The following is a 22070-nucleotide window of genomic DNA, read 5'->3' as shown; positions in this document are numbered from 1 at the left end:
CACACCGAAAAGTGCGCGAGCCTTTATTTGCTTCACGATTGATCTGGAATCCAGATTAACTGGCGGCGATACGCCACCACGCGGGTAGCAGCGCGCGCACGCCGGGCTGCGCGAAGCGGTCGTCCAGCAGGTGCACGACGCCGCGATCGTGCTCGGTGCGTATCACGCGCCCGGCGGCCTGCACGACCTTGCGCAGGCCCGGAATCAGGTAGGTGTAGTCGAAGCCGTCGCCGTAGAGCGTATCCATGCGTGCGCGCATCGCCTCGTTCACGGCGTTCACCTGCGGCATGCCGAGCGTCGCGATGAACGTGCCGATGAGCCGCGTGCCCGGCAGGTCGATGCCTTCGCCGAACGCGCCGCCCAGCACGGCGAAACCGATGCCGCGGCCGCCTTCCACGAAGCGCGCGACGAAGGCCTGCTGGCCCGCCTCGTCCATGGTGCGCGACTGGAGCCAGACGTCCACCTCCGGATGGCGCGCCGCAAACGCGTCGGCGGCTTGCTGCAGATAGTCATAGCTGCTGAAAAAGCACAGATAGTTGCCGGTGCGCTCGGCAAATTGCGCGGCCACGCGCCCAACCAGCGCTTCGAGTGAACGTTCGCGGTCCTTATATCGCGTCGAGATATGGCGGGCGATGTGGACGTCGAGCTGCTCGGCGCGAAACGGCGTGTCGATGTCGATGCTCACCGTGTTGGCAGGCAGGCCGAGCATGTCGCTGTAGTAGTGCGTGGGCGAGAGCGTCGCCGAAAAGAGCGCGATGCTGTGTGCCGTGGCGATGCGCGGGCGCAGTGCATCCGCCGGCACGATGTTGCGGATCGCGAGCGTGGATCGCGGGCGGCGCGCGTTCTGGTGCGCCAATGGCGTGATGTCGAAAAGCGAATGCGTATCGAAGCGTTCGGCAATGCGCGTGAAGTGCAGGGCGTCGAAATAGAAGCGCTCGAGTTCGGGGTCGCGCACGAGCGCGGCTTCGGCGAGCTGGTCGCCGATCGCCCCGATCACGTCGCCGAGCGCGGCGACGAGGCCTTCGGGCAAGGTGTCGCTCGCGCGCCAGGCGCCGGGCAGCACGGCGTTTTGTGCGTTCCAGTGCTTCTGCAGGCGCGCGAGCGCGCGTTTGAGCGGTGCGCTCGCGGCGCGGCGCACGGCGTCGATGCGCGTTTGCACGAGTTCCGCCGAATACATCGCGCGGGCGCGCTCGGGGAGGTTGTGTGCTTCGTCCACGAGCACGCTCGCGCGCCACTGGTTGTGCGCGGCGAGCATGAACAGCATGGCGCTCGCGTCGAACCAGTAGTTGTAGTCGCCGACGATCACGTCGCTCCAGCGCGCGAGTTCCTGGCCAAGGTAGTAGGGGCACACGGCATGCTCGCTCGCCACCGCGCGCAGTGCCGCGCGATCGAGCCGCACGCGTTCGAGCGCCGCGGCACGCGCGGCCGGCAGACGGTCGTAAAAGCCGCGCGCGAGCGGGCACGATTCGCCATGACATGCCGCTTCGGGATGCTCGCAAGACTTTTCGCGCGCAACGAGTTCGAGCACGCGCAAGGGCACCTTCGTTCGTTGCGCATCGGCGCTTGCTTCGTCTTGCGCGCTTGTGAGCGTAGCGAGCGCGTCGAGCGCCAACTGACGCCCTGAGCTTTTCGCGCTCAGAAACACGACCTTGTCGATCGCTGCGCGCGGGCAGGCCTTCAATTGCGGAAAGAGCGTGCCGATGGTCTTGCCGATGCCGGTGGGCGCCTGCGCGAGCAAGCAGCGCCCTTGTGTCGCCGCGCGCCAGACCGCTTCGGCAAGATCGCGCTGGCCGTGCCGAAACTGCGGATGCGGCAGGCTCAGCGCGGCGAGCGCGGCGTCGCGCGCGGCGCGGTGGGCGCTTTCCTGCTCGGCCCACGCGACGAAGCGACGGCATTGCGTTTCGAACGCAGCGCGCAATGCCGACGCGCTTGCATGCTCGACGAGCGCCGTCTCGCGGCCCGAACCGATGTCGTAGTACACCAGCGCGAGTTCGAGCGCATCGAGGCCGAGCTTGTCGCACAGGAGCGCGCCATAGACACGCAACTGCGCCCAGTGCAGCGCGCGCTGATTCTCGCGCATCGCATCGAGGTCGCCGCGATAGGTCTTGAATTCTTCGAGCCTGCGCCGAGCGGGATCGTAGCCGTCGGCGCGGCCGCGCACGGTGAGCGATTCGAACGTGCCGGAGAGCGCGATCTCGGTCTCGTAGCCGGACGGGCGGCGCGCGGCGATGGCCGCGTGGCCGGCGCGGCCATCGCTGGCGTCGGGCGAGGGCGTAAAGCGCAAGTCGAGGTCGCCGCGCTTCGCGGTGAACTCGCACAGCGTGCGCACGGCGACGGTGTAGCTCATGGCGCGCGCAGCGCCTGGGCGGCGCTGTCGTTGGCTTCATTGGCTTCGTCGGCTGCGTCGGGCAGGCCGGGCCAGCGCACCTGCAACACGGAAACCGGCATGCCGTGCTGCACGCAATACGCGAGCCAACGGCGCTGGTTGTCCTGCAGACGGTCACCGGGGCCTTTCACCTCGATCAGTTCGTAGCGCCGCTCGTGCGGCCAGAAGCGCACGAGATCGGGCAGCCCCGAGCGGTTGGCAACGGGTTCGCGCAGCAGCCGCTCGAACCACAGACGTAGATGGGCAGCGGGGAAGCAGTCGAGGGCGAGCGCGAGCAGTTCGTCGCTCAGTGCGGGCCAGGCGACGAACGGTGACTGGGTGCCGGATTTTTCCGCATAGCGCCGCAGAATCGAGTCACGGTAGGCGTGCGTTTCGAGTTCGGCGAGACAGGCTTCGAACTGCGAAGCACGGCGTGCGACGAAGTCGGCGGCGTGCAGGTCGGCGGGGCCGCGCTGGAACGGATGGAAGAACGCGCCTGGCAGCGGCGCGAACAGCGCGGGCCAGCAGAGCAGGCCGAAGAGCGCGTTGATCAGCGTGTTCTCGACATAGAACACGGGCGCTTGCGGCGTGGCGAGCGCGATGCGCGCGGCTTCCTCGACGCGCAGTGCGCGAGGCGCCGCGGGCAGCGTGAGTTCGTGCTGGGCGAACCCCGGCTCGGCGCTCGTCTTCGACTTCGCCCGCGTGCGTGCGAGACGGCCGAGCGTGCGTGCCGCGCGCTGCGCTTCCTCTTCGTTTGCGGGCGCATCGGCAATGGTCTGCGCGAGCGCCAGCGCTTCCTCGCGGCGGTTCAGTTGTTCGAGCACACGCACGCGGCGGTAGCGCGATTCAGGATGACCGCAGTCGAGATAAGCGCGCCACGCGAGTTCCGGTTCGCCCGCGCGCTCGGCGGCGAGCCCCGTGGCGTGACGCAGCTTGTCGTGGCGGGCGCGCAGCCACACATTGGCGTGCGTGCGCGCGGCCAGTGCGTCGAGCGCTTCTAGTGTTGCGGCGATGGCGGCAGCAGCGTCGAAGTTCAGGGCCTCGGCGGCACTCTCGAGTCCGTCGCGGCAATCGCGCAGCGCCAGATACGCGTCGATGTCCTCGCGGCGCTGGAACGCGCGTGAGGCGCGATCGAAGGGCACGCTTTCGTAGCGAAAGACGCCGAGGTCGGCGAGCACGAACTCCGACCAGTCCTGATGCAGGTTGCCGAAGAACATGAGCCTCAGGCGCTCGCAGAGCGGGGCGCTCGCGAACAGCAGTACGGTGTCGGGTGAGGCCGGGAACCACGCATGCCAGTCGCGCGGCTCGGGCGCGGCGGCATAGTGTGCATCGAGCGTCTCGAGCGTTGCCGCGCGCGTGGCGCGCGGTTCGGGCGCGATGCCAAGGCGCGCGGCGAGCGCCTGCAGTTCGGCTTTCGTGACGAGCGCGGCGAGCGCGTCGAGATCGAGCGCGGGCGTGTCGTCGAGCCAGCCCGCCGCGACGAGCGGTGCCGCCGCCGCGCGCGGACAGCCGATCTCGTCGTACGCGAGACGGCTCGCGCGGAAATGGGGTCCCTTGCGCATCAGCATGCGCACGAAGAGCGCGCGCGACGCTTGCGGCAGCTGGGAGAAATCGTCGGCGAAGCGGCGCTCGGCGTCGTCGAACAGGTCGGCGCAGCGCGCATCGAGCCACGCTAGCGCACGCTCGAAGTTCGCGAGGTAGTAGAACGGATCGGGAGAGTCGGGAAGCACGCGCGGCACTGTACGGATATACAGCAGCGATGATAGCAGGGTCGCACGCGGGCGCGAGCGCCGTCAGGGATTCCCCGCCCCGTACGCTACAATTGCCGCAGCCTGAAAATCGGATGAGCGATGAACAAACGTAACGCATGCTTCGCCGGCCTCGCGGCCGCCGTCACCCTGCTCGCGGGATGCGCGGCGCAGTACCGCAACACCAGCACCTGCGAAGAGGCGATGCGTAGCCGCCTTGCCGAGACGACGCTCGGCGACCTGAAAGTCACGCATAGCGCGACGACGTATCGTGGTGCGCGCGTGGTGATCGAAGGGCGGCTCGAGAACGGCGCGGCGTCGGCCCCCGCGGCTGCCTCGGCGCCGTCGGCATCGGCGGCTTCGGCCGCATCGGCGGCGTCATCCACCACGGCGCAGGGCGCCAACGAGGCGACCACGATCACCGCGCCGACGGTGCAGGCGGCGGCGCTGCCCGGCACGATTTCGGTTCCCACCGCTCCGGTCGCCCAGGGCGGCGCGCCGGAGGGCAAGCCGACCACGCCGGTCGCGGCGCTGGTCGCGAAACTCGGCATCAAGAAGGCCGCGGTCACGCCGGCGGCCGCGGAGTGCACCTTCAACGACTCGGGCCTCGCGACGTTCCGCTGGCTCGCGCCGCCGAAGCTCGCGAAGACCAAGCCCGACCCGAACGCCGCAAACGACTAGGGCGGGCGCACTCTGTTCGCGGTTGCGTTTCTACATCCGCTCGACATTCGCGCAACCTGCGCTCATGAAGGCCTCGCAAGAGGCCTTCTTCGTTAGTGACTGATTGGACGTTGGCGGCCACCGGCGCGCTCAGAACGCGAAGAATGGTCCGCTGCCTGCGGGCGTGATCTGCGAGGCGATCGCCGTGAACACGCGGCGCCCGAAGAAGAACGGTAGCCCCCAGCCGAACGCGCGACCGTTGTAGCCAGCGAGATTGCCGAAGGCCCAGTTGCCGCTGGCGAGCAGCGTCGTCGAGCTCGCGACCGCGAAGGTCACGGAAGCGCCCACGCCGTCGATGCCGGCTATCGTTGCGCCGAGGCTGACAGGCGAACCCGGGCAATACCAGAACCCGCAGCGCGTCATCGTCGAGCTGCTGAAGTACAGCGCGTTCGAGCCCGTGTCGAGGTAGCTCAGCGAGTAGACGGTGCCGTCCGATGTCGTCGTCTTCACATAGCCGGTGCCCGAGTTCGCGCGCAGCACGGTTGCACTGCCGAGCGTGTTGTTCGCCTGCGTGCCGATGCCGAAGATCATCGACCCGCTCACCCCGGATGCGCCGCCGTCGGCCAGGGCAGGCAAGTCGATGATCACGCCGTTGTTGTCGGTGGCAAAGCCCGCTACCGGGTTGCTGACCTGTTGCGCAAGCGGTTGCGCGCTCGCCGTGCAGCCGCTCGCGGGGCAAGCGTAATACCACGGCGTGACTGCCGCCCTGACGCAGGACACGCCGCAATCGGCGCTGAACGGCCCCACGCCGAGGATGCCGTTCGAGCGCAGCGTGGCGGCGCTGTTCATCGCGAGACCTCTGCCGGCGCAGCCGGCCGGTGCCAAGGTGGGCACGGCCGGGTCGGCGATCAACTGGATCGGCAATGCGGCGGCGGTCTCGCCCGCGAGCTTCACGTCGGCGCTGCGCACCGCGCCCCACGTGTAGCCCGTGCCGAACACGGCGCATTCGCCGGCGATGTCGGTTCCCGCGCCGGCCGGCACGGCGGGCAGCGGGAAGCCCGCCGGCAGCGCAGAAGCCAGCAGGCGCAGGCCCTGCGAACCGGTATCGACCTGCACGTTGTCGACGTTCGCGCAGGTTGCGGTGCCCGGCACGCAGACCGTGACGCTCGTCATCAGCATGTTGCGCGTCGAGGTGGGCGTCGGGCCGACCCTGACGGCTACGACATTGGGCGTGGTCGATTGCGGCACCGTGCCGCTCGTGCTGGCGGTCGACGGCGCGCTCGAGGGGCTTGCCGCGCTTGCGGCACCCGGGGCGCTGGCGGGTGCGGTGGCGACCGCGCTCACCGGAGCGGTTCCGTCACCGCCGCCACCGCAAGCAGTGAGCGCGGCGCAAAGCGCGAGGAGGGCGAGGCGCTGCCCGATGCCGGGCGGGTGTGCGAGGCGCTGGGAGCAGGTCTTCACTGGATATCCTCGACGCTCACGCCCGCAGGTAACGCGGCGGGCAGCCACGCGCGTCCCACGTAGGCTCGCATGTGGCCGGCCGTCTCGACCACGACCTGAGCGCCGTCCACTCGCGCAGCGTGCAGGCCGTTGCGGCCCGTGGCGTGAAGCGCCGCGGTGGCGCTGCGCCAGTCGGCTGCGTAACCGCCCAGCAGCGCCTCGATGTTGGGCTGAACCGGCCCCTGCCATGTGTACGCGAAGACCGTCCCGCTCGCGCTCCCCACATATTCGTTGACGGTCGTGCCGCCGTCGTCGACGTAGCTGACAACGTGGCCCGCGCCGCCGCCGACGGCGCGCAGGGCGGCGCCGGCCGGCGCCGCTGCAGTGTCGCCGAGCGCGGCGCGGGCCGGCACGGCGGCGAAGCTCAGGCTACTGAGCGCGCAGGCGATGGCCGCGACGCGGCCCACCTGGGTGAGGCTGCAAGTTTTCATGACGCTCTCCGGTCCTACTTTTTCCGAATCTCTTTTTTGAGATTTCGAGCTGAAATTAGCACCGGGGTCGTTCTCACAAGCGTCCCAGGCTGACAGGGCGGCAGGGCACAACGGGGCGTGTTGGCGTGGATCGGAGTTAATGCATTGATCTAAAAGGAAAATGACGGCGATTCAGCAGGCTTGCTGGGTCGGATCGAATGTAGATGAATGTTACGGCGAGGTCGGTTTGGGGTGTCGCGACGACGGTCTGGCGCGCGTCGCCGCGGCGGATGCCGGGCCTGGATTAAGTGCCACCCCGTGGTTTTTGCACAGCGGGCCGCCGGACCGGTAAAATGTTTGGTTGATCCACGGAAACTGGCCGTGGCGTAGCCGAAGGGATTACCCGAACATGAGTGATTTTCATCAACGTCTTGCCGCACGCGCGCTTGCGCTTCTGATGGCGGGCGGGCTGGTCGCCGGCTGCAGCTCGCCGACGCCAGGCAAGATCGATTACCGTAGTGACGCCAAGGCAAAGCAGTCGTCGCTCGCTGTGCCGCCGAACATGCTCGACGAAGCGTCCGACCAGCGCTCGCTCGCGCCGCAGGGCGGCGAGACCTCGCTGTCCTCGCTCAAGCAGACCCAGGCCGCCGCGCCGCAGTCCGACGAGAGCCAGGTGGTCCCGCAGGTGCCGGGCATGCATATCCAGCGCGACGGCACGGAAAGCTGGCTCGTCATCGACAGCCGCACGCCCGACCAGGTCTGGGCCCAGGTGCGCCGCTTCTGGCAGGAACAAGGCTTTCTGCTCGTGGTCGACCAGCGCGACAAGGGCGTGATGGAAACGGACTGGAACGAAACCCATCCGAAGATCAGCGACGGCCTCATCCGCAACACGCTCTCGTGGGCCACGGGCAACTCGTACGTGACCGCCGAGCGCAACAAGTACCGCACGCGCCTCGAAACGTCGCCCAGCGGCGGCACCTATGTGTTCATCAGCCAGAAGGGTCTGAGCGAACAGCTCTCGGGCACCAATAACGACACCAGCAAGTGGGTGCCGAAGCCCAACGATCCCGCGCTCGAAGCCGAGTACCTCAAGCGCCTCATGATGACGCTCGCGAACGCGAAGCCGGGCGTGCCCGACGCGCAGGTCGCGGCCGAAGCCGACGCCAAGGCCAGCAGCAAGGGCACCGACGCGAAGAAGAATGCGCCGGACGCCGCTGCCGCCGCCATGGCCGCGCAGAACGTCGCTGCCGTGGGCCAGCAATCGGGTAGCGGCTCGTCGAACTCGGGCGCGCAGGGCACGTCGGGCCAGTACACCTCGTCGGAACTTACGCTCGGCGAGCCGTACGACCGCGCATGGGTGCGCGTGGGCATCGCGCTCGATCGCGCCAACTTCACGGTGGACGATCGCGACCGCACGAAGGGCATCTACTACGTGCGCTACGTCGATCCGAAGGACCACAGCTCGGACGAACAGGGCTTCTGGAACCAGATCTTCCACGGCCGCAAGGAAAAGGTCGCGAAGCAGTACAAGCTCAACGTGCGCGCCGTGACCGACAACCAGACGCGCATCGCGATCGTGGACGACAGCGGCCAGATCGACGCGTCGCGCCCGGCGCAGGAGATCATGAGCCTCGTGGTCGACGAACTGCACTAAGCATCGCGCTTGAGCCGGCATTCGCTGGACTAGCTGGCCGGCCGATGCCGCAAAAGAAAAACCCGCCTGCGCTTGCCCGCGCAGGCGGGTTTTTTCATGCACGCGCTCGCCGGACTCAGTGCGGAATCATCCAGGTGAGCACGTTCTGCTGCAGCCACACGAGGATGCCGAGCAGCACCGTCAACAGGATCGAGTGCTTGAACGTCTTCGCGAACACATGACCTTCCTGGCCCTTGAGGTCGGTGGTCGCGACGCCCGTCGCGATGTTCTGCGGCGAGATCATCTTGCCCATGACGCCGCCCGACGAGTTGGTCGCCGCCATCAGGATGGGATTGAGGTTGAGCTGTTTCGCGGCCACCACCTGCAGGTTGCCGAACAGCGCGTTGCCCGAGGTGTCGCTGCCCGAGAGGAACACCGCGACCCAGCCGAGGAAGGCCGAAACGAGCGGGAAGAATGCGCCGACCGAAGCCGCCCCGAGACCCAGCGTATAGGTGAGCCCCGAGTAGTTCATGAGGAACGCGAGCCCGACGATGGTCGCGACCGTGAGGATGGCGATGCGCGTCTGCACCCAGGTATCGACGATCGCGACGCCGAAATCGGCGGGCTTCAGGCGCACGACGAACGCGGTGATGATCGCCGCGACGAGAATCGCCGTGCCGGTGGCGAGCGGCTGGAAGTCCCAGATCGCGCCATAGGGCGTGTTGTAGAGCGTGATGTAGACAGCCTTGTCGAGGCCCGGCCACGGCACTTTCACCTCGCCGATCGTGAAGACCTTCGCGATGGTCCAGATGATCACGACGGCCGACACGATGATCCACGGATACCAGCCTTGCGTGCCCGACACGCTGCCGCGCGCTTCGCTCGCGCGATCGACCTTGATCGTGAAGCGCGGATCCGGGGCGGGCTTCCATACGCGCAGGAACAGGATGGTGAGGATCAGCGAGATGAGCGACGAGAGCACGTCGGTGAGGCTGTAGTTGATGAAGTTGGCGGTGACGAACTGCGTGAGGGCGAAGCTGCCGCCCGCGACGAGCAGCACCGGCCAGATGCGCAGCATGCCGCCCACGCCCGCGTAGATCGCGATGACATAGAACGGCAGCAGCAAGGCGAAAAACGGCAACTGGCGGCCGACCATCTGGCCTAGCAGATCGGCGGGCAGGTGCGTGACCGCGCCGAGCACGGTGATCGGCACGCCGAGCGCGCCGAACGCCACGGGCGCCGTGTTGAAGATAAGCGTGAAGGTCAGGGCCTCGAGCGTCGGGAAGCCGAGCATGATGAGCAGCGAGCTCGTGATGGCGATCGGCGTGCCGAAGCCGGAAATCCCTTCGAACAACGCGCCGAACGAGAAGCCGACCACGACGAGCACGATGCGCCGGTCGTTGGGCAGATTGTCGAGCAGCCACATGCGAAACGCCGCGAAGCGGCCCGAGCGCAGCGCGATGTTGTAGAGCAGGATTGCCGTGACGACGATCCACATCACCGGCCAGAGTGCGAACACCACGCCTGCGAGCACCGAACTGATCGCGAGATTGACCGGAAACTGCCAGCCGGCGATCGCGACGATCAGACCGACCACGAGCCCCGCGAGCGAGGCTTGCCATGCGGGCCGCCGCGCCCAGCCGAGCAGGACGAGCACGGTGACAATGGGCAGCACGGCGATCAGAAACGAAAACAGCAGCGAATTGCCGATAGGGGTCAACAGCTGGTGGAACATCACGTCTCCTTTATGCTGGTTCGTTATCGGCGCCGCAGTGCGGCAGCGTGCGCCGGGGCGCGTCGTCGGCTGTGGAGTTCAGTGCCGGGCCAGGCGGCCGAGTTAAGGCGGTGCTTCAATCCCCGCTAGCCCACTTGGAGGATAGATAACGAAACGGGAGCGTCAAGGAGGGAAAGTACGGTCCGGCACCGTTTTGCGGTGCATTTTGCCGTGTGGCTGGGTGCGTGAGCGTCAGTGATGCCAGTGTCCGCCGCCGCCGCCCCAGTAGCCGAAGCCGAACGAGACGGCGGGCGCACCCCAGCCCCAGCCGTACGCGGGATAAGGGTAGTACGCGGGATAGGTCGCAGGATAGGCTGCATAGGCCGGATAGGCTGGCCACGCAGGCACGGCGATCGCAACGGGCGGCGAGGGATAGAGCGGCCCCGGATACTGTGCGTCAGGCATGGCGGCCGGCGCGGGGTTCGGCGCCGTTTGCACGACCGCGGCTTCCTGCTGGGTGGCCGCCACGGGCACGGTGCCGTAGTAGTAGGGCGCGTAGCCGTAGGGGGCGTAGTAGTAGCAGCCGGAAAGCGCGGGGAGCGCGCTCGCGGCGGCGATCACGAACACAGACGGACGTTTCATGGCGGGCTCCGCGAATGGCGAACGGCCGCGCGGGATTATCGCCTTCCGGCCCGGGCCGTCTGATCGTTCGAGCTTACGCCGTACGAACCCGCTTTGCGTTGTGCTTCGCTTACCGAATATTTCGCGTAGTCCTGCGGCTGCAATGCCATCGACCCAAGCAAACGCGGCGCAGCCCGTGAGGGTCTGCGCCGCGCATCCTTCCCTGATGCACGCCTTGAATGGCGTGTTGCCTGTCGTATCGTTTCTGTTCTGTGCCGTCGCTTCGATCGTGCAACTAGTCGTGCAGCCGCATCGTCGATTCGTACTGGCGCTACCGCCTGTTCGCCACTTACTTGCCAACCTGATTGCCGATCACGCCACCCACCGCTGCGCCGCCCACGGTGGAGAGCGCATTGCCGCCGATCGCCGCGCCGGCCACGCCGCCTACGCCCGCGCCAATCACCGTATCGCGGTCACGTCTCGACATGTTGTCGCAAGCGCCAAGACTGCCCAGCACGGCGACGAGTGTCGTCACCGTGAGGAGCGTGCGTGCACGTTTGAGCGTTTTCATTTTTCGACTCCCCACGCATGATGCGTTCGAGTGAGCGATGCGACGTGCGCTGGCGCACACGCCGCACCCTCGATACCCTCATCCTAGCCACGCGACCCGTATCCGGGTGTGTGCGCTTGTCAGAGAGTTGTGGGAGTCGTTAGAAAATGTTTCGGCGGACGGCGTGCGCCCGCCGGGGCGAAGTTAGCCCTGAGTCAGCCCGAAGTCGGCGCTTACTGGCGTTGATAGATTTCGGCGCCCTGCTTGATGAACTCGACCGCCTTCACTTCCATGCCCTTCTTCAGAGCCTCGTCGTCGCTCACGCCTTGCTTCGCAGCGAAGTCGCGCACGTCCTGGGTGATCTTCATCGAGCAGAAGTGCGGGCCGCACATCGAGCAGAAGTGCGCGACCTTGGCCGAGTCCTTGGGCAACGTTTCGTCGTGGAACTCGCGTGCCTTGTCCGGATCGAGGCCGAGGTTGAACTGGTCGTCCCAGCGGAACTCGAAGCGCGCCTTCGACAATGCGTTGTCGCGCACCTGCGCGCCCGGATGACCCTTCGCCAGATCAGCCGCATGCGCCGCGAGCTTGTACGTGATGATGCCTACCTTCACGTCGTCCTTGTTCGGCAGGCCCAGGTGTTCCTTCGGCGTGACGTAGCAGAGCATGGCGGTGCCGAACCAGCCGATCATCGCGGCGCCGATTCCCGAGGTGATGTGGTCGTAGCCCGGCGCGATGTCGGTGGTGAGCGGCCCGAGCGTGTAGAAGGGCGCTTCCTGGCACCAGTCGAGCTGGAGATCCATGTTCTCCTTGATGAGCTGCATCGGCACGTGGCCCGGGCCTTCGATCATCACCTGCACGTCGTGCTTCCACGCGATCTGCGTGAGCTCGCCGAGCGTCTTTAGTTCGCCGAGTTGCGCTTCGTCATTGGCGTCGTAGATCGAGCCGGGACGCAGGCCGTCGCCGAGCGAGAAGCTCACGTCGTATTCCTTCATGATTTCGCAGATCTCTTCGAAATGCTCATAAATGAAGGATTCCTTGTGATGTGCGAGGCACCACTTGGCCATGATCGAGCCGCCGCGCGAGACGATGCCCGTCATGCGGTTCGCGGTGAGCGGCACGTATTGCAGCCGCACGCCCGCGTGAATCGTGAAGTAGTCCACGCCCTGCTCAGCCTGCTCGATGAGCGTGTCGCGGAACATTTCCCACGTGAGGTCTTCGGCCTTGCCGTTGACCTTTTCGAGCGCCTGGTAGATCGGCACCGTGCCGATCGGCACCGGCGAGTTGCGGATGATCCACTCGCGCGTTTCGTGAATATGCTTGCCGGTCGAGAGGTCCATGACCGTGTCGCCGCCCCAGCGGATCGCCCACGTCATCTTGTCGACTTCTTCGCCGATCGACGAGGTGACCGCCGAATTGCCGATGTTCGCGTTGATCTTCACGAGGAAGTTGCGGCCGATGATCATCGGCTCGCTTTCCGGGTGGTTGATGTTCGCGGGAATGATCGCGCGGCCGCGCGCGATTTCGTCGCGCACGAACTCGGGCGTGATTGCCTTCAGCGCGTTCTCGCCGAAGGCGGCTGCGCCGAACGCCTGGCCCGGATGCTGGCGGCCCATCATCGCGGCGAGCTTCGCGCCGTTCGGGCCGCTGGCCTTGAGACTTTCCAGATACTCGGCGCGGCGCTGGTTCTCGCGAATCGCGATGTATTCCATCTCCGGCGTGATGATGCCCTGACGCGCATAGTGCATTTGCGTGACGTTCTTGCCGGCCTTCGCGCGGCGCGGCGTGCGGTGCAGGCCGGGGAAGCGCAGCTCGGCCGTCGAGGGGTCGGCGGCGCGCTCGCGGCCGTACTCGGAGGAAAGGCCCGGCAGCGCTTCGGTGTCGCCGCGCTTTTCGATCCAGTTCTGACGCAGCGCGGGCAAGCCTGCGCGAATGTCGATCTTCGCTTCAGGGTCGGTGTACGGACCCGAGGTGTCGTAGACGTAGATCGGCGGATTTTTCTCGCCGCCGAAGCCCGTGGGCGTATCCGCCTGCGTGATCTCGCGCATCGCCACGCGGATATCGGGCTGCGAACCGGTCACGTAGATCTTGCGGGAATTGGGCAGCGGCGCGATCGCGGCTTCGTCGACGTGCGCGTTGGCGGAAATGAACTTCGGATTCGCGTTCATGCGTCTCTCTCCATGCAAAGCAAAGTGGGAACAGCGGCTTAGCAGGAGACGAGACGGAACGTGGACGGACTTCGCTGTGATGAGGTGAGGCGTTGAGCGATGTTGCGAAGTCCGGACGCTTCCCTGCGCTGGCATTATCCAGATCAGGTTCAAAGGGTATTTCTCACCCGCGAAATACGCTGCATGACTTTCGTTCGATGCGGCGCATGACGCAGGACCCCCGCGTAAGCAAGGCCAAACGATACACCGTGCTGCGACGATCTGGCAAGTGCCAACTCGAATGCGATGTGCCAGGCGCGGTTTGGCGAGGTGTGTCGTGTGTGCGGAACTTACAGCGTGAAATCCTTCGAGGCTTCGGGCTGAAACAGGATACGTTCGATTTTCAGCGTTTCGACCGCGCCGCCCGGCGTCGTGAAGCGCACGGCGTTGCCGCGCTTCGCGCCGAGGAGTGCGAGACCCGCGGGCGAGAACACGTTCAGGCGCCCGGCGTCGACGTTCGCCTCATGCGGATAGACGACGGTGTACGTGAGGGATGCGCCGTTGCGCTCGTCCACGAGCGTGACCTGCGAGTTCATCGTCACGACGTTGGCGGCCATGTCGCGCGCCTCCACGATCACGGCGTGTTCGAGAAGCTCATCGAGCATGGTCTGTCGCGCGGGGGAGGCGCCGGGTTCGGCGGCGCATTTTTCGAGGCGGGCAACATCGAGTTCGGTGAAGTAGCGGATTTTCTTCGACATGGCGGTTCTCCTTGCGATCCAGAAAAGATTCGAGGTAACGGCGAGGGCTGGCGGGCCAAAGCGCGCAATCGGGCGCGGGCCGCAGCGGGGCGTAACGGATCGGCCCGGAGCCCGACCGAACGGCTCCGATGGGTGGGGGAGGCGGGTTCAGTGCGGACGCCGGGCGGCGTAGAGCGGGGCGGACAGGAAAGGCAGCGCGCGCGCTCGGGTGTCGAGAGACCACGGCGTCGTTCGCTCGCGCTCTGCGCGTGCGCGCGCCGGCGCGCCGCGCAAATGGCGCGGCGGCAAGGCGGATACGGGGCGCGAAACGAGCGAAAGCATGGCGAGTGGCGTGTACGAAACCCGACTGATGAAAGTTAAACGAAAGGTTGTGTCATGCTAGCACGATCCAACAAGCGTGGCGTGACGCGGCCGGCGAACGTCGATATGGTACGCGATCGGCCGTCCTGGCTCGCGGCGTTCCCACTGTGACGCGCACGCAACGAATCGCCGCGCATAAAGCATCCTGAAAGCCTCCGCAACGCCCGGCGTTGTTGCATAATGCGCTTCGCCCGTCCCGGGTGTCCTTCGTACTCCGTCTTTTTTCGCGTTCTTGCGCATCTGCACCATGCCGTCGAGCTTTACCCGTCCCGCCGCCTTGCCGCCGGGGCGCCCGCGGTCCTGCCTTTCATATGCCGCGGTGAAATGACGATGCCTCCCCGTTTGCCTTCCCGCGTGAACACTCAATCTTTATTCGCTGGTGCCCAGCAGGCCGCAGCCGCGCTATGGCGTTTCGCGCGTGCCGCGCGGCTGCCGCAATCGCGCACCGGACGCGTCGCGCTCTCGCTCGCCGTCGTCTACTTCGTCTGGGGCTCGACGTATCTCGGCGTGAAGGTCGCGCTCGATTCGTTCCCGCCGCTCCTGCTCTCCGGCTTGCGCAATCTGCTCGCCGGGATCGGCCTGTTCGTCTTCGCCATGCGCCGGCGGCCCGTCATGCCTACGCTGCTCGAAGTGCGCAACGCGGGCGTGGTGGGCACGCTGCTCGTGGGCCTGTCGAGCGGCATGCTCGCCTACGGTATGCGTACCGTGGGCACCGGCAAGGCGGCCGTGATGGTCGCCACGGTGCCGTTGTTCGCGACCGTGATTTCGGCGGTCACCGGGCGGCGCGTGGCGAAGGCCGAATGGGCCGCGGTCGCGCTCGGCCTCGTCGGCATCGCCATCCTGAGCCATGGCGGCGCCGCGTCCGGCTCAGCGGGCGGCAGCCTCGCGATTCTGTGCGGCGCGCTCTTCTGGGCAATCGGCGCGCATCTGGCGGGCAAGCTCACGTTGCCGACCGATCTCTTCGTCGCGACGGCGTTGCAGATCGGCCTTGGCGGCGCCATTTCGACGGCGGTCGCATGGATCAGCGGCGAACGCATGGGCGAGCTGCATTTCCTGCCGCTCCTGGCGTTCCTCTACCTGCTGTTCATCGGCACGATGGCCGCCTATGTCGCGTATGGCTATCTGATCCGCCATACCAGCCCGCTCGTCGCGAGCAGCTGCATGTACGTGAATCCCGTGGTTGCCGTCGCGCTCGGCGCGCTGCTGCTCGGCGAGCCGGTCACGAACGCAACCGTTGTCGCGACCGTGCTGATTCTCGGCAGCGTGGGTCTGTCGTTCCTGTTCGACGACCGCCGCCGCACTTCCTGAGTTCATTCTGACTTCGCGACGCATCTCGCGTCATCGCACCGCGTTGCGCGCGCGGCCGCTGTGCAAGTGAGGCGCACAGCGGCCGCGACTTCATCGTTCACCGGTGATCGATGCCGGCAGCCACGTACGGGCTACGTGCGCGCGTTAGCCGTCATCCCGGTGCCTCTACCGTCTGCCAGACACTACTTCGCCTTTTCCGCCGAGTTCGTGAGGGCGTGGCCGCCTGCGGAAACGTCCTCGCCGGCACCCGCCATCGTGTTGCAGCCCGAGAGCGCTGCCAGCGAAGCGGTAACGAGAAAGAGGGCAATCAGGCGTTTCATGAGGAAGTCCTCCACGGTATCAAGGGAGATCACTCTCCAGCATGTCCCGTGCCCGGTCATTTGTGCCGCCATGCGCCCGCGTATGGGCATGCGTCGGGTCCGCTGCTTGCGCTAGCGCTGACGCAGGCGCGACATAGCGCAGCACATCCGCCAACAAGGAGGACTACGCCATGCTTCACTATGCCATCGTGTTTTTCATCATCGCGATCATTGCCGCCGTATTCGGCTTCACGGGAATCGCTGCGGGCGCGGCCGAAATCGCCAAGATCCTGTTCTACATCTTCCTCGTGGTCTTCGTGGTCACGTTGCTGCTAGGCGTGATGCACAGATGACGCGCGCCATGCAAAGCCAAACCCATTCATGCATGCCATGTTCGAAGGAGAGTCAGATGTCGAAGACACACGCTTCGTTTGAGTTCGATCTCAAACGCGTGCGCGATGAGGCGCGCCGCAATCTCGACCAGGGGCCGGTCACGCCGGACTACCCCGCGAATCGCCAGACCGTGCTCAAGCTGCTCAACGATTCGCTCGCCACGGAACTCGTGTGCGTGCTGCGTTACAAGCGGCACCATTTCATGGCGAAGGGCATCGAGTCCGAGTCGGTGGCGGCCGAGTTTCTCCAGCACGCAACCGAGGAGCAGCAGCACGCCGACATGCTCGCGGCCCGCATCGTGCAGCTAGGCGGCGAGCCCGACTTCTCGCCGGCGACGCTGGTCGAGCGCTCGCACTCGGAATACAAGGAAGGGGCCGACCTGAAGGACATGATCCGCGAGAATCTGATCGCGGAGCGCATCGCTATCGAGAGCTATCGCGCGATCATCAATTATCTCGGTCACGACGACACCACCACGCGGCGCATCTTCGAGCAGATCCTCGCGACGGAGGAAGAGCATGCCGACGACATGACCGACTTGCTGTACACGCGCAAATAGCGTTTGCCGCTAGCCCTCAGGAAGAAGTCTGCGCGCCCGCGCCCATGCGCGGGCGCGTTGCATGGTGAATCCAGCCGGCGAGCGCCGTGAATGCGATGCCCGCTCCACACACGCCGATCCAGCCGAATGCGTGCCACGCGGTCACGCCCACGGCGGAACCGGTCGCGCCGCCAATGAAGTAGCAGACCATGAACACTGTATTCACGCGGCTGCGCGCCTCGGGGCGCAGTGCGTAGATGCGCGACTGATTCGAGATCTGCGCGGCCTGCACGCCCACGTCGAGCACGATCACGCCGATCACGAGGCCGATCAGGCTCGTGCCGGAGAACGCGAAGATCACGAAGGCGAGCGCCATCAGCACGATCGACATCGTGATGACCGCGCGCGGCCCGCGCTTGTCGGCGGAGCGGCCCGCCATCGGCGCGGCCAGCGCACCCGCCGCGCCGACGATGCCGAACAGGCCGGCCGCCTGCGGCCCGAGATGGAATGGCTCGCCCGCGAGCAGCAGCGTCAGCACAGGCCAGAAGAGGCTGAACGCGGCGAAGAGGCAAGCGCCTGTCGCCGACGCTTCACGCAATCCGGGCAGCTCCAGCACGAGATGCCACATCGAGCCGAGCAGCTTGCCGTAGCCGAGCTTCGAGGTCGGCTGGCTCTTCGGCAGCTTCTTCACGATCACGAGCGCGAGCACGAGCAGCGCGACGATCGACGCCGCGAACACCGCGCGCCAGCCGAAGTACTGGCCGACGAAACCGGCCGCCGTACGCGCGAGCAGGATGCCGAGCAAGAGGCCGCTCATGACCGTGCCCACCGCGTGGCCGCGCGCCTCGGGCGGCGCGAGTTCCGCGGAAAACGGCACGGCCTGCTGCGCGATGGTGGCGAGGATACCGATCGCGAGGCTCGCGCCGACCAGCACGCCAAGCGATGGCGCGGTGGCCGCGACGAGCAGCGCGACGCACAGGCCGGCGGTTTGCAGCAGGATGATGCGGCGGCGGTCGTAGCGGTCGCCGAGCGGCGCGAGCAGCAGCATGCCGGCTGCGTAGCCGAGCTGGGTGCCGGCCGGCACGGCGCCGATCCACGCGGCGCCGGCCGGGAAGCTCTGGCGGAAATCGTCGAGCAGCGGCTGGTTGAAATAGATGTTCGCGACCGTGACGCCCGCGATGGTCGCGAGCAGGAGCAGCAGGCCGCGCAGCGACTGGCTTGCGCCAGCGTTTGCGGAATCAGGTGTGGACATGTGCGAATGCGGGCGGCGCCCGGTGATACGGAAGGCAGGCTTCGAGCGTGCCGATCATACCGGAGCCCGCACAATCGCGCTGGCGGCGCGGGAGCGCGCCGCCAGTCGCGCATTCAGGCAATCAGCTCGCCCGAGGGCTCGTAGAACGGATAGGGGCCGTCGAACGTGTCCACGTAGCCGTGATGCGTGACGATCCCGCCCTGCGGATCGTAGCGATGCAGCGCGAAGGCGGGCGGCTCCAGCGTGAAGGTGGAGGGCGCGTCGGGCGCGAGGTCGAGCGTGACCTGGTGGGCCGGCGCGGGCACGGCCGCAGCGATCGTGCCGCCGAAGCGCACGAACATGGGCCGGTGCACGTGACCGCACAGCACGCGCTCGACGTTGGGATGCTGCGCCACGAGCGCTTCGAGCGCCTGCGCGGCGGCGTCGTCGAGCCGGATCGCATCCATATGGCCGATGCCGCAGTCGAACGGCGGGTGATGGAGCGCGACGATCACGGGCTTGCCGCGCGCCGCGTCGAGTTGCTGCGCGAGCCACGCAAGGCGCGCCGCGCAGAGTGTGCCCGCGCTTTGCCCCGGCTGCATGGAGTCGAGTGCGATCACGCGCAGCGCGCCGAGGTCCACGGCGTACTGGATGAACTCGCCGCCTTCGCGCAGTTCGGGCCGTTCGGCAAACACTTCGCGCAGCGGCTCGCGCGCGTCGTGGTTGCCGATCAGGAGCCAGTACGGAATCTCGAGCGTGTCGAGCAGCGATTTGAGGTGCTGGTATTCCTCGACCGAGCCCTGGTCGACGAGGTCGCCGGTCATGAGCACCGCGTCGGGGCGCGGCGTGAGCGCGTTCAACCGCGCGATGGTGCGTGCGAGGCTCGCGGCCGTATCGACGCGGCGATAGGCGAGCGCGCCCGGTGGCTTGATGTGCAGGTCGCTGATCTGGGCGAGCAGCATGGTAGTCCTCATTTTGTAAGAATTACGCGAGCGCGATGAGCGCTTCAGGGTTGATCGAAATGCCGACCGGCGTGCCGCGCGCCAGCTCGACGCGGCCCGCCACGTCGACGAGCAGGGCATCGGGCGCCGCGCCGCCGATCGTGAGGCGCGTGCGCTCGCCGAGAAAGGTCGCCTGCTCGATCACCCCGCATAGTTGCGCCCCGATGGGGTCGGCGAGCGTGGCGTCTTCGGGGCGGAAATACAGTTCGGCGGCGCCGGCGGTCTGGGACGCGCTGGCCGGCACGGCGCCGCCGCTCGTACGCAGCATCCCGCCTTGCCATTCTCCGGCGATCCGGTTGAGCGTGCCGACGAACTGCGCGACCGCACGGCTCGCCGGCTGGAAGTAGATCTCGCGCGGCGTGCCGATCTGCTCGATACGGCCCGCGCTCATCACTACGATGCGGTCGCCCAGTTCCATCGCCTCGGCCTGATCGTGCGTGACGTAGACGGTCGTGACGCCCAGCTCGCGCAACAGCATGTTCATCTCGCTGCGCAAGGTGTCGCGCAGGCGCGCATCGAGTGCGGTGAGCGGCTCGTCCAGCAGCAGTACACGCGGGCGCGGCGCGAGCGCGCGTGCGAGCGCCACGCGCTGGCGCTGGCCGCCCGAAAGCTGGTTGATGGGCTTGGCCGCGTGCGCTTCGAGACGCATCATCGCGAGCAGTTCGTCGACGCGTGCGCGCGTGTCGGCGGCGGGAACGCGCTGGATCTTCAGGCCATAGCCGATGTTGCCGCGCACGTCGAGGTTCGGAAAGAGGGCGTAGTTCTGGAACACCATGCCGACCTTGCGCCGCTCGATGGGCTGCGCGGTCACGTCCTCGTCGCCAAAGGCCACGCGGCCGCCGGCGTCGGGCGTTTCCAGACCCGCGATCATGCGCAGCGTGGTGGTCTTGCCGCAGCCCGAAGGGCCGAGCAGTACGAGCGTCTCGCCCGCGCCGATCGCGAGGTCGAGCGGTTCGAGCACGCGCGTGCCGCGAAACGTCTTCGCGCAGCGCGTGAGCGTAATCGGGATCGGTTCGAGTTTCATTCGGAATCCTTGTTGTTCTTTTGCTGGCCTGCGAGGCGCTGCTTGCCAGATGGCTTTCCTGAGGAGCCGGGTACGTCCACGCCGAGCCATTGCATCGCCACGAGCAGCGGCATCGTCATGAGGAAGAAGAGGATCGTGTAGGCGCTGCCCACTTCGATGCGCAGCGACGCGTAGGTGTCCGCGAGGCCGACTGGGAGCGTTTTGGTGTCGGGCGTGTGCAGCATCCACGTGAGGTTGAATTCGCCGATGGAGAGCGTGAGCACCGCGAGCGCACCCGCCACGATGCCGGGCCGCGCATTGGGCAGCACGATGGTCGTGAAGCGCTGCCAGAAGCTCGCTCCAAGGCTCGCCGCGCCTTCTTCGAGCGTGCGCAGGTCCGCCGACGCGCACACGGCCGCCACGGGCCGCACCATGAACGGCAGCGTGAACACCACGTGGCCAACCACGATGAACGCCGCGCTCATGCGAAAGGCGCTGAAGCCGCCGTACACCACGAGCAGGGCGAGCGCCGAAGCGAGGCCGGGCAGCGCTACGGGTAGCACGAGCAATTCCTCGATCAGACGCGAGAGGCGCGTGCGGCTGCGCGCGAGCGCATAGCCCGCGGGCACGCCGGTCACGAGCGTGATGACGAGCGTGGCGGCCGCCACTTCGAGCGAGAGAAAGACGCTCGCGTGATACTGCGTCCAGACCTGGTCGAGCCAGCGCAGCGTGAGGCCGCTCGCCACGCCGCGAAAATAGTTGACGGTCAGTCCCGCGAGGATCGACATCACCACGGGAACGATAAGAAACGCGCAGGTGGCGAGCGTGACGAGCCATTGCGCGCACGCAATCCATGCACGCGCCGAGGGCAGCGCGAAGCGCCGCCGCGCGGCGGGCGGCCGGCCGGGCGCTTCGTGCATGTCTTGCGCCGCCGCCGCGGCGGGATTGACGACCGTATTCATTCTGGAGTCCTCGAAAACCACCGCGTGCTCATGCCGTGGCCGCGACGGCCGCGCCCGACACGCTGCGCGCGAGCGTGAGCACCGCCCACGTGACGAGACCGAGCACGATCGAGAGGCCGGCCGCCGTGACCATGTTCGCGTTGAGCGTGAACTCGGTATAGATCGTCATCGGCAGGACGTCGATGTCGGTGGCGAGCGTGAACGCCGTGCCGAACGCGCCCATCGCGGTCGCGAAGCAGATCGCCCCTGCGGCGACGAGGCCGGGCGCGAGCGCGGGCAGGATCACGTCGCACAGCACACGCCACGACGACGCACCAAGCGAGCGTGCGGCCTCTTCGAGCGAGCCGTCGAGCTGGCTTGCGCAGGCCATCACCGTCACGATCACGCGCGGGATCGAAAAGTACAGATAACCCACGAAGAGTCCCGCCATCGAGTACGCGAACACCCAGCGCTCGCCGGTGAGCCGCAGCGAAAGCGCGCCGATCAACCCCTGGCGGCCGGCGAGCATGATGACCATGAAGCCGACCACCACGCCCGGAAACGCCAGTGGAAACGTGAGCAACGCGACGAGCGCGCGGCGCCCCGCGAACGCGCGCCGCGCGAGCAGAAGGCCGCAGATCGTCGAGATCACGAGCGTTGCCGCGGTCACGGCGGCCGAGAGTGCGATGGTCGCGCCAAGGCTCCTCATGTAGCGGCCATTCGTCAGCAGTGCGCGATAAGTTTCGACGAAGTGTCCGTCGGCGCTCACCTGCACGAGCGCGATCATCGGCAACAGCCAGAATGCGAGGAACACCGCGAGCGCGGGCGCGATGAGCGCCACACGCCAGCGCAGCGGAAAAGTGAGGTCATGCATGGAAGTGATCGGCTTGAGT

General features: G+C 67.0%; 20 protein-coding genes and 1 riboswitch. Of the genes, 5 read left to right on the top strand and 15 right to left on the bottom strand.

The features are described from left to right. Positions 1-55: 55 nt before the first annotated feature. Both A3CW_RS0114555 and A3CW_RS0114550 read right to left on the bottom strand, forming a co-directional pair. Positions 56-2347: an ATP-dependent DNA helicase gene (locus A3CW_RS0114555; protein WP_028204235.1), complete on the bottom strand. Its 2292-nt coding sequence runs from the start codon at positions 2345-2347 to the stop codon at positions 56-58. Further along, positions 2344-4095, bottom strand: coding sequence for a VRR-NUC domain-containing protein (locus A3CW_RS0114550; RefSeq protein ID WP_028204234.1), 1752 nt, complete (start codon positions 4093-4095; stop codon positions 2344-2346). Before A3CW_RS0114550 ends, A3CW_RS0114555 begins: the two co-directional genes overlap by 4 nt. 120 nt (positions 4096-4215) lie before the next feature. Between A3CW_RS0114550 and A3CW_RS0114545 the strand changes: the two genes are divergently transcribed. Then, positions 4216-4794 carry a hypothetical protein gene (locus A3CW_RS0114545; RefSeq protein ID WP_028204233.1) on the top strand — a complete coding sequence of 193 codons (579 nt, stop codon included), beginning with the start codon at positions 4216-4218 and terminating at the stop codon, positions 4792-4794. Between the two features lie 129 nt (positions 4795-4923). On the opposite strand, the gene A3CW_RS0114540 is transcribed toward A3CW_RS0114545, so the two are convergent. Together A3CW_RS0114540 and A3CW_RS0114535 are read right to left on the bottom strand one after the other, a co-directional pair. Then, positions 4924-6234: a DUF3443 domain-containing protein gene (locus A3CW_RS0114540; protein ID WP_245623639.1), complete on the bottom strand. Its 1311-nt coding sequence runs from the start codon at positions 6232-6234 to the stop codon at positions 4924-4926. Further along, positions 6231-6704: a DUF2844 domain-containing protein gene (locus tag A3CW_RS0114535; protein WP_035512969.1), complete on the bottom strand. Its 474-nt coding sequence runs from the start codon at positions 6702-6704 to the stop codon at positions 6231-6233. The genes A3CW_RS0114540 and A3CW_RS0114535 overlap by 4 nt, the downstream gene beginning before the upstream one ends. A gap of 388 nt (positions 6705-7092) precedes the next feature. On the opposite strand from A3CW_RS0114535, the gene bamC reads away from it, so the two are divergent. Next, entirely contained in the window at positions 7093-8337 is a 1245-nt protein-coding gene (gene bamC / locus A3CW_RS0114530) for an outer membrane protein assembly factor BamC (RefSeq protein ID WP_028204230.1), read from the top strand. A gap of 115 nt (positions 8338-8452) precedes the next feature. On the opposite strand, the gene A3CW_RS0114525 is transcribed toward bamC, so the two are convergent. The 5 genes from A3CW_RS0114525 to A3CW_RS0114505 all read right to left on the bottom strand — a co-directional run bounded on the left by A3CW_RS0114525 (position 8453) and on the right by A3CW_RS0114505 (position 14103). Continuing rightward, complete coding sequence (locus A3CW_RS0114525; RefSeq protein WP_028204229.1) at positions 8453-10051, bottom strand: L-lactate permease; 1599 nt, start codon at positions 10049-10051, stop codon at positions 8453-8455. 231 nt (positions 10052-10282) lie between these two features. Next, positions 10283-10672 (bottom strand): hypothetical protein, encoded by a 390-nt coding sequence (locus tag A3CW_RS46280; protein ID WP_035512968.1) that lies wholly within the window; start codon positions 10670-10672, stop codon positions 10283-10285. 328 nt (positions 10673-11000) lie between these two features. Continuing rightward, a complete protein-coding gene (locus A3CW_RS0114515) occupies positions 11001-11222 on the bottom strand; it encodes a glycine zipper 2TM domain-containing protein (RefSeq protein WP_035512967.1) in 222 nt (73 codons plus the stop codon). A 212-nt stretch (positions 11223-11434) separates the two neighbouring features. Continuing rightward, on the bottom strand, positions 11435-13366 hold the full coding sequence (thiC, locus tag A3CW_RS0114510; RefSeq protein WP_028204227.1) for a phosphomethylpyrimidine synthase ThiC: 1932 nt from the start codon (positions 13364-13366) through the stop codon (positions 11435-11437). A gap of 102 nt (positions 13367-13468) precedes the next feature. Further along, positions 13469-13598, bottom strand: a riboswitch (TPP riboswitch). Positions 13599-13695: 97 nt separating this feature from the next. Then, entirely contained in the window at positions 13696-14103 is a 408-nt protein-coding gene (locus A3CW_RS0114505; RefSeq protein WP_028204226.1) for a GreA/GreB family elongation factor, read from the bottom strand. Positions 14104-14892: 789 nt separating this feature from the next. Here A3CW_RS0114505 and A3CW_RS46275 point away from each other — a divergent pair. Next, entirely contained in the window at positions 14893-15771 is an 879-nt protein-coding gene (locus A3CW_RS46275) for an EamA family transporter (RefSeq protein ID WP_051481463.1), read from the top strand. Positions 15772-15953: 182 nt separating this feature from the next. On the opposite strand, the gene A3CW_RS0114490 is transcribed toward A3CW_RS46275, so the two are convergent. Then, entirely contained in the window at positions 15954-16091 is a 138-nt protein-coding gene (locus tag A3CW_RS0114490; protein WP_028204225.1) for an entericidin A/B family lipoprotein, read from the bottom strand. A gap of 170 nt (positions 16092-16261) precedes the next feature. Here A3CW_RS0114490 and A3CW_RS50925 point away from each other — a divergent pair, with 170 nt between their 5' ends. Both A3CW_RS50925 and A3CW_RS0114480 read left to right on the top strand, forming a co-directional pair. Next, entirely contained in the window at positions 16262-16423 is a 162-nt protein-coding gene (locus A3CW_RS50925) for a DUF1328 family protein (RefSeq protein ID WP_028204224.1), read from the top strand. A 56-nt stretch (positions 16424-16479) separates the two neighbouring features. Further along, a complete protein-coding gene (locus A3CW_RS0114480; protein ID WP_028204223.1) occupies positions 16480-17022 on the top strand; it encodes a ferritin-like domain-containing protein in 543 nt (180 codons plus the stop codon). Between the two features lie 16 nt (positions 17023-17038). Here the strand turns inward: A3CW_RS0114480 and A3CW_RS46270 are convergent, their stop codons facing one another. The 5 genes from A3CW_RS46270 to A3CW_RS0114455 all read right to left on the bottom strand — a co-directional run bounded on the left by A3CW_RS46270 (position 17039) and on the right by A3CW_RS0114455 (position 22051). After that, complete coding sequence (locus A3CW_RS46270; RefSeq protein WP_051481456.1) at positions 17039-18253, bottom strand: MFS transporter; 1215 nt, start codon at positions 18251-18253, stop codon at positions 17039-17041. Between the two features lie 113 nt (positions 18254-18366). Continuing rightward, positions 18367-19194: a phosphodiesterase gene (locus A3CW_RS0114470; RefSeq protein ID WP_028204222.1), complete on the bottom strand. Its 828-nt coding sequence runs from the start codon at positions 19192-19194 to the stop codon at positions 18367-18369. Positions 19195-19216: 22 nt separating this feature from the next. Further along, positions 19217-20257, bottom strand: coding sequence for an ABC transporter ATP-binding protein (locus tag A3CW_RS0114465; protein WP_028204221.1), 1041 nt, complete (start codon positions 20255-20257; stop codon positions 19217-19219). After that, a complete protein-coding gene (locus tag A3CW_RS0114460) occupies positions 20254-21156 on the bottom strand; it encodes an ABC transporter permease (RefSeq protein ID WP_035513003.1) in 903 nt (300 codons plus the stop codon). Before A3CW_RS0114460 ends, A3CW_RS0114465 begins: the two co-directional genes overlap by 4 nt. A 70-nt stretch (positions 21157-21226) precedes the next feature. After that, on the bottom strand, positions 21227-22051 hold the full coding sequence (locus A3CW_RS0114455) for an ABC transporter permease (protein WP_028204219.1): 825 nt from the start codon (positions 22049-22051) through the stop codon (positions 21227-21229). Between the last annotated feature and the right edge of the window lie 19 nt (positions 22052-22070).

Source organism: Paraburkholderia nodosa DSM 21604, assembly GCF_000519185.1.
Classification (GTDB): domain Bacteria; phylum Pseudomonadota; class Gammaproteobacteria; order Burkholderiales; family Burkholderiaceae; genus Paraburkholderia; species Paraburkholderia nodosa.
The sequence above is the reverse complement of the archived record's forward strand: the minus strand, read 5'-3'. Positions and strand labels throughout refer to the sequence as shown.

Excerpts from the sequence above, each read along its gene's own strand:
- A3CW_RS0114555 (WP_028204235.1), bottom strand. The coding sequence starts at position 2,347 with ATGAGCTACACCGTCGCCGTGCGCACGCTGTGCGAGTTCACCGCGAAG.
- A3CW_RS0114545 (WP_028204233.1), top strand. The coding sequence starts at position 4,216 with ATGAACAAACGTAACGCATGCTTCGCCGGCCTCGCGGCCGCCGTCACC.
- A3CW_RS0114535 (WP_035512969.1), bottom strand. The coding sequence starts at position 6,704 with ATGAAAACTTGCAGCCTCACCCAGGTGGGCCGCGTCGCGGCCATCGCC.
- bamC (WP_028204230.1), top strand. The coding sequence starts at position 7,093 with ATGAGTGATTTTCATCAACGTCTTGCCGCACGCGCGCTTGCGCTTCTG.
- A3CW_RS0114525 (WP_028204229.1), bottom strand. The coding sequence starts at position 10,051 with ATGTTCCACCAGCTGTTGACCCCTATCGGCAATTCGCTGCTGTTTTCG.
- A3CW_RS46280 (WP_035512968.1), bottom strand. The coding sequence starts at position 10,672 with ATGAAACGTCCGTCTGTGTTCGTGATCGCCGCCGCGAGCGCGCTCCCC.
- A3CW_RS0114515 (WP_035512967.1), bottom strand. The coding sequence starts at position 11,222 with ATGAAAACGCTCAAACGTGCACGCACGCTCCTCACGGTGACGACACTC.
- thiC (WP_028204227.1), bottom strand. The coding sequence starts at position 13,366 with ATGAACGCGAATCCGAAGTTCATTTCCGCCAACGCGCACGTCGACGAA.
- A3CW_RS0114505 (WP_028204226.1), bottom strand. The coding sequence starts at position 14,103 with ATGTCGAAGAAAATCCGCTACTTCACCGAACTCGATGTTGCCCGCCTC.
- A3CW_RS0114490 (WP_028204225.1), bottom strand. The coding sequence starts at position 16,091 with ATGAAACGCCTGATTGCCCTCTTTCTCGTTACCGCTTCGCTGGCAGCG.
- A3CW_RS50925 (WP_028204224.1), top strand. The coding sequence starts at position 16,262 with ATGCTTCACTATGCCATCGTGTTTTTCATCATCGCGATCATTGCCGCC.
- A3CW_RS0114480 (WP_028204223.1), top strand. The coding sequence starts at position 16,480 with ATGTCGAAGACACACGCTTCGTTTGAGTTCGATCTCAAACGCGTGCGC.
- A3CW_RS46270 (WP_051481456.1), bottom strand. The coding sequence starts at position 18,253 with ATGTCCACACCTGATTCCGCAAACGCTGGCGCAAGCCAGTCGCTGCGC.
- A3CW_RS0114470 (WP_028204222.1), bottom strand. The coding sequence starts at position 19,194 with ATGCTGCTCGCCCAGATCAGCGACCTGCACATCAAGCCACCGGGCGCG.
- A3CW_RS0114465 (WP_028204221.1), bottom strand. The coding sequence starts at position 20,257 with ATGAAACTCGAACCGATCCCGATTACGCTCACGCGCTGCGCGAAGACG.
- A3CW_RS0114460 (WP_035513003.1), bottom strand. The coding sequence starts at position 21,156 with ATGCACGAAGCGCCCGGCCGGCCGCCCGCCGCGCGGCGGCGCTTCGCG.
- A3CW_RS0114455 (WP_028204219.1), bottom strand. The coding sequence starts at position 22,051 with ATGCATGACCTCACTTTTCCGCTGCGCTGGCGTGTGGCGCTCATCGCG.